This window comes from Rhodococcus sp. T7 (assembly GCF_009872365.1).
GTDB lineage: Bacteria > Actinomycetota > Actinomycetes > Mycobacteriales > Mycobacteriaceae > Rhodococcus_F.
In genome coordinates, this window is sequence record NZ_WXYH01000390.1 from 170,419 (window position 1) to 174,486 (window position 4,068).

Below are 4,068 nucleotides of genomic sequence, written 5' to 3' on the forward strand. Positions count from 1 at the left end.
TCGACAGAAGATCTTCGACGGCCTACTCGACCGCCTCGACGGGGACGCGGCCTCTTGACGATCACCCGCATAACCATGGCTTCCTTGGCAGACTTCACAGTGGCCTCTCCTCGAGGACTCGCGTTTCGGCGTGGTAGCACCGTCGAGCGAACCCGAGGAGAGGCCCCGATCCGGGGAGGCGATCGGGAAGAAAATCGAACGTGTCGTATCAGGCGGACAGATCCGAGTGGGCAGTTTCGTGTCCGCCAGCGGGCAGGAACCGATGTCCGTCAGTGGGCAGTTTCGTGGCCACTACCGGGCGCTTTCGTGACCGCCCATGGGCAGCTTTTCATGTCCGCCGACAGCCCGACGCCCGCGCACGGTGACAATCATATGTTCGCCGCGGAGCCACACATCCGAGGCCCCGACATTGACCATCTCGGCCCCGGCCAGGCCGAGGCCGACACCGAGCGCCACCACGGCGGCCAGAGCCTGCGAGCGGACCACACTTGCCTGCCGCGGCGCCCACCACAGCAACGTCTCCACCTGTTCTGTGGTGTACAGCGTCGACACCGGGGGGCCTCAGAGTCCAGGCCCACGATCGCCTCAGGTCGCGATGGACCGCCGCATTGATTCTGTAGTCAATTTATTATGCTGGTAGAACCGTGATGCGGGCCAAGTAGCAGCAGGAGGAAGCCAACGATGGTGCAGGCGGCCACGACGACCCCATGACGAGTGCTCAGCCGGTATTCGAGCCAGGTAACCGGGCGGCACGACAACCCATCAGCGATCAGGCGACGGCAGTAGGCGAGGGCACGGTCATTCTGCAGGACTCCCCCGACACCGACGGTCCGGGTGCTCCGTGTGCCCACCCGCCAACTGCTGCCCCGCAAGAATCCCTGTAGAAGGGGTTCCCACGACTCGTCAGGTGCTCCTCGAATGCGGTGAATATCAGCCCTCAGCAAGCCTTATTCTTGCATCGGAGCACCCTTCTTGATGACCGACGTAGGACCGGGATTACCGTGATTAGCTCCGTAACTTCGAGAGCATGAGCACTCCATGCGCTAGCACGGCTGTATGCCCGCTTGTGCAGCCCCGAACGAACACCGGACTGTGCGTCTTCTTCGGCAGGCCCGTTGGGCCAAGTAGCGAGCCCTGATCGGTATGCAGACGTGTGTCGCACGTTACACACTAGCCTTCTTGAAGCGATGTTCTAGTAATGTTCAAGATGCTTCAAGCTGTATCGAGCAGAGGAAGACGGATGTCAAGTACAGGCCGAGGCATCGAATACGAATCTGTGATCGCCGATGTGGCCAGAGCGGTTGTTGCTGCGCATCCGCCGGGACGGGCCGCGACGCTCGCCGTCCCGTCCCTCACTGGTCAAGTGTCACCGGACGAGGGCACGGTGACGGTGACACCGAATGGTGTCGCATGGGTCCTCAGCGGGCAAGCCGACGTCATGCCCGGCGCAGCAACCGCAGACCTGCTGCTGGGTGCCGCACGCACAGACGCTGGCGTCGCGCTCTTCGCCGTCGATGCGGCCGAGCGGGGCGTGAGCCGCACGCCGCTGTCGACGTCGGACCTGACGAGCCGCCAGGCATCCGTCGGGTTTACGGATGTGCCCGGTCGACCCATCGCGGATGAAGTCGAGGCGCTCCGGGTCCTCACACACGCCCTACGGCTGGCGCAGACGCTGCTCGCGGCCCAGCAGATCGGGCGGCAGTCAACGAGAAGCACGTCGAAGAGGCCGAACAGGTCGCCCGCTAGCACTCGACTCACTTGTGCCTGCACCCGAATACACGGATCCGAGGCGATGCACGGTTCGGCAGGCAAGCGCGCCCACCCGTCCCAGTCGACGCCGGCAGGTAATTCAGGACGCAATACATCAACCTTGGACTCTCGTCATGACTGACCGTTGGTCGGCGGAGCGAGGACCAATACCGAACGAGGAGGACCAATGACGGATTACCGATTCATCACCTACGAGTTGCTCGACGAGGGCACCATTGCACGGATCACCCTGAACCGGCCCAAGTATCGCAACGCGCAAAGTCGTAGTCTGCTCGTCGAGGTGAACGAGGCGATGCTGGCCGCCGAGGCCGATGACACGGTCCGTGTGGTCATCCTTGCCGGCACCGGTGACTGTTTCTCGTCCGGTCACGACATGGGCACGCCGGACCGCGCGATCGAGCGAGGTGAGGGTCCCGACCAGCACCCCACGTTCCAGATCAACGGCGCCACGCGGGAGAGCACCGAGAAGCGAATGATCCAGGAGTGGCACTACTACTACGGCAACTCGCTGCGGTGGCGGAACCTTCGCAAGATCACCATCGCGCAGACTCAGGGCCAGATCTTTGCGGCGGGACTGACCTTCGCTTGGTCATGCGATCTCATCGTGGCTGCCGAGGGTACGACCTACTGTGACCCGGTCGGGACGCGTCTCGGCATGTGCGGCATCGAGTACTTCGCACACCCGTGGGAGTTCGGTGCTCGGCGCACCAAGGAACTGATGCTGACGGGCGGATCCGTCGATGCCGAGGAGGCCCACCGGATCGGTATGGTCAGCCAGATCTTCCCGGCGGACGAGCTCGAGGAACGGACGCTGGAGTACGCGCGCGAGATCGCAAAGCGCCCGACGATGACGGCCTTGATGATCAAGGAGGCCGTCAATCAGACCCAGGACATCCAGGGCTTCTACAACGCTCTCAATGCGTGCTTCAGCCTTCACCAGATCAATCACGCTCACTGGGCCGAGATCCACCTTGACAGCGGCGTCGCTCATGCCACGGTCGCCGACGGGGCCGTCGAGTGGCGCAAGAAGCCGGCTTCGACGACGAGCGGCGAGGAGGTCACTGTCTGATGCGGACGCGCAAGCTCGGAACGACCGGGATGGAGGTGAGCGCCTTTTGCCTCGGCGCCATGATGTTCGGTGGTGCGAACAACGCGGACCATGGGTCGTGCGTCCGCGCGACTCATGCAGCGTTGGACCGCGGTATCAACTTCGTCGACACCGCCGACATGTACTCCGACGGCGAGTCCGAGGAGATCGTCGGCAAGGCCCTGGCGGGGCGTCGCGACGACGTCATCCTCGCGACGAAGTTCCATTTCCCGATGGGGGAAGGTCCCAACAGGGGAGGGAACTCGCGCCGATGGATCATGCGTGCCGTTGAGGACAGCCTCCGCCGCCTCGACACCGACTGGATCGACCTCTACCAGGTGCACAGGCCGGATGAGAGCACGGACATCGACGACACACTCTCGGCACTCACAGACCTGGTACGTGCGGGCAAGATCCGGGCGTTCGGTTGCTCCTCATTCCCGCCGGAGTTCATCGTGGACGCCCACCACGTCGCGACAACCCGAGGCTACGAACGGTTCCGGACCGAGCAACCACCGTACTCGATCATGACCCGTGGCGCCGAGGCATCAGTCTTCCCGATCTGTGAGAAGTACGGGATGGGTACCCTCACGTGGGCCCCTCTCGCGTCCGGGTTCCTGACCGGAAAGTACCGGAAGGGCAAGTCTGTCAATCTGTCCGTCGGTCGCGCTGCCAGGCGACCGGCACAGTTCGACCCAACGAAACCCGAGACCGTCGTGAAGCTGAACATCGTCGAGAAGCTGGTCGAGATCGCCGACAGCATCGGCTGCACGCTGCCACACCTGGCAGTCGCGTTCGCGGCGTCCCACCCGGCCGTGTCGTCGGTGATCGTGGGTCCTCGCAACGAGGACCAACTTCTCGACCTCGTCGAGGGGGCCGATCTCGTGCTGAGCGACGAAGTTCTCGACCTGATCGACGACGTGGTGGCGCCAGGAATCGACATCTACCCGCCCGGCGGCCGCTTCCAGCGAGCGGTCCTGAAGGAGACCTCCCGCAGACGACGCCCCATCGGCGATCGCGGCGCAGCCGCCTGAACCGCACCTTCCGCCTCAACCCGCAGAGGAGCGGGTCTGGCACAATTCACATGATTACTGTGGGGTGCTTGACTATCCGGCGTGGATGACGCCTTTGCGGAGTAGGTCGAAGTTGGCTCGCCCGCACATCTGTCGTGTGAGCATCTTGATCCTGTTCACGTGCCCCCGGGCGGTGCC

Annotated in this window: 3 protein-coding genes; 2 read left to right on the forward strand and 1 reads right to left on the reverse strand. The window is 63.7% G+C overall.

What is annotated here, in order from left to right:
- Positions 1 to 291 precede the first annotated feature (291 nt).
- Entirely contained in the window at positions 292 to 552 is a 261-nt protein-coding gene (locus MLGJGCBP_RS49310; RefSeq protein ID WP_201453103.1) for a hypothetical protein, read from the reverse strand.
- 1,384 nt (positions 553 to 1,936) lie between these two features.
- On the opposite strand from MLGJGCBP_RS49310, the gene MLGJGCBP_RS49315 reads away from it, so the two are divergent.
- Both MLGJGCBP_RS49315 and MLGJGCBP_RS49320 read left to right on the forward strand, forming a co-directional pair.
- The gene (locus tag MLGJGCBP_RS49315; protein ID WP_160097159.1) at positions 1,937 to 2,839 is read left to right on the forward strand and encodes an enoyl-CoA hydratase; all 903 of its coding nucleotides are present in this window, start codon (positions 1,937 to 1,939) and stop codon (positions 2,837 to 2,839) included.
- Positions 2,839 to 3,891, forward strand: coding sequence for an aldo/keto reductase (locus tag MLGJGCBP_RS49320; RefSeq protein ID WP_160097161.1), 1,053 nt, complete (start codon positions 2,839 to 2,841; stop codon positions 3,889 to 3,891). The genes MLGJGCBP_RS49315 and MLGJGCBP_RS49320 overlap by 1 nt, the downstream gene beginning before the upstream one ends.
- Positions 3,892 to 4,068: the final 177 nt, after the last annotated feature.

Excerpts from the sequence above, each read along its gene's own strand:
- MLGJGCBP_RS49320 (WP_160097161.1), top strand. The coding sequence starts at position 2,839 with ATGCGGACGCGCAAGCTCGGAACGACCGGGATGGAGGTGAGCGCCTTT.
- MLGJGCBP_RS49315 (WP_160097159.1), top strand. The coding sequence starts at position 1,937 with ATGACGGATTACCGATTCATCACCTACGAGTTGCTCGACGAGGGCACC.